Source organism: Bacillus sp. (in: firmicutes) (genome assembly GCA_012842745.1).
Classification (GTDB): Bacteria; Bacillota; Bacilli; order Bacillales; family Bacillaceae_J; genus Schinkia.
Map to the genome: position 1 here is coordinate 1 of DUSF01000015.1, position 1,583 is coordinate 1,583.

General features: G+C 37.3%; 2 protein-coding genes. Both read right to left on the bottom strand.

From position 1 onward, the window contains the following. Positions 1-406: hypothetical protein (locus GX497_01855; GenBank protein HHY71972.1), on the bottom strand; the 406-nt coding region annotated here is incomplete at its 3' end. Next, positions 396-1,583, bottom strand: a 1,188-nt coding sequence (locus GX497_01860) for a hypothetical protein (protein ID HHY71973.1), incomplete at its 5' end; no start/stop codon positions are given. The genes GX497_01860 and GX497_01855, both read right to left, overlap by 11 nt.

Sequence of the window (1,583 nt, forward strand, 5' to 3'; positions counted from 1 at the left end):
AAACTATAATCGTTCCAATTGCAAGTTTCGATTCCCCTGGCTTATGAAACGCCTGAAAAATCATTTCTCTCTTGAACACTGTAAATACCAATATGAAAACGTATAAGAATAAAAATAACCAAAACAGTGAAAAGTGATAAGTAATTCTTAAAAATGGGGTAACAGCATAAAAACCCATTGAACTTGTTATAAAATAATTAACAAGCGAGTTATACCAATATTCTTCCGGAATCTTTTCATATAAATATCGTGCTAACAATGTCAAAAAAGTTGCTAAACATACGTTAAGCATAAATATTTTTAACGACCATGTAGGAATCGCACTCATTATTGGAATAAGAATAACACTTAATCCCATCAAGCCCGATGCAGGTCCATATGAGAATTTTTCCTTTTTAGAAGCCAAATACTCCACCTAATTTCTCTACACCTTTATAAAATGCATTAACTCCAATCTCAAAAGCGGCATTGACTGCTTTTTTAACACGATTTTTAATTCTTATTCCTCTTCTTGTACCGTTAATTAAATAGTTACTGCCTAAGCCAACCAATAAACCAGCAACCGCCCCAGCTATTGTTCCGGCTACTGGTACTACTGATCCCGCAGCTGCACCAATCGCCATACTTGTAGCAACACTACCTAATGCTGTCGTCCCAACACCAATGGCTAACTCAACAGATAGATCAGCCGCAAATTCAGTAGATTTATAACCATAATCCCTATGTTTCCCCACTTTACTATAGTCGAACAGGGAGTTAGCTGATGACAAAATAACATTAAGCGGACCACCCAATTTTGCAATATTGCTACCAGACCAAAACCCTTTATTAAATGCCGTACCATCCATCAAACCCTTTTTTGTAAAAATCTTTTTTGTAAAAGGATTCCAAGCATCATTTACAGCTGTTATCATTGATTTTGCCCAGTATTTAACCGGATTCATGCCTTTGGGTCTAAAATTTTTACTATTGAAATAGGTATTAAATGTTTTTTCCCGAATTTGCTTAGTCTGGACTCCTAATGATTTCGTTTCTCCATCGTAATACCTTTTATAGTCTTGGTAAATGTTGTTCAATAGCTTATTTGAATATTTATTTTTTTCAATGGTTACAGCATATCCTGACTTTCCATTAGGCATCGGCTTTGCATCAAAGCCAGCTATCTTAGCAAGGACGGGGCCAGCAACATCTTTATTCAAAAAACTAAATAAATAGTTTTGGGCATCTACAATAACACCTTTAACATGACCAAATATACCCCTACTATCATCTCGAGTTTGAAAAAGGATTTTACCGAGCGAAGTCGTTGTTTCCTCTCCAAATTGCGCCTTCGGAATTTTGCTACTACCATTTTCCTCAAGCCTGCCATTTCCTTCCGCAGGGATATATTCAGCAAACCATTTATCCGTTGGAATTTGGATGCCATTTGGTAACTGACTGTTTTTTCCTGCTTGTCCGTTTCCATTCACTATCTGATTACCGTTTCCCACCTGACCACCAATGGGTACTTGTCCGCTGTTTCCTTCCGAGCCGTTCCCATTCAGTAACTGACCGTTATTTCCTGATTGGCCGCCATTAGGTGT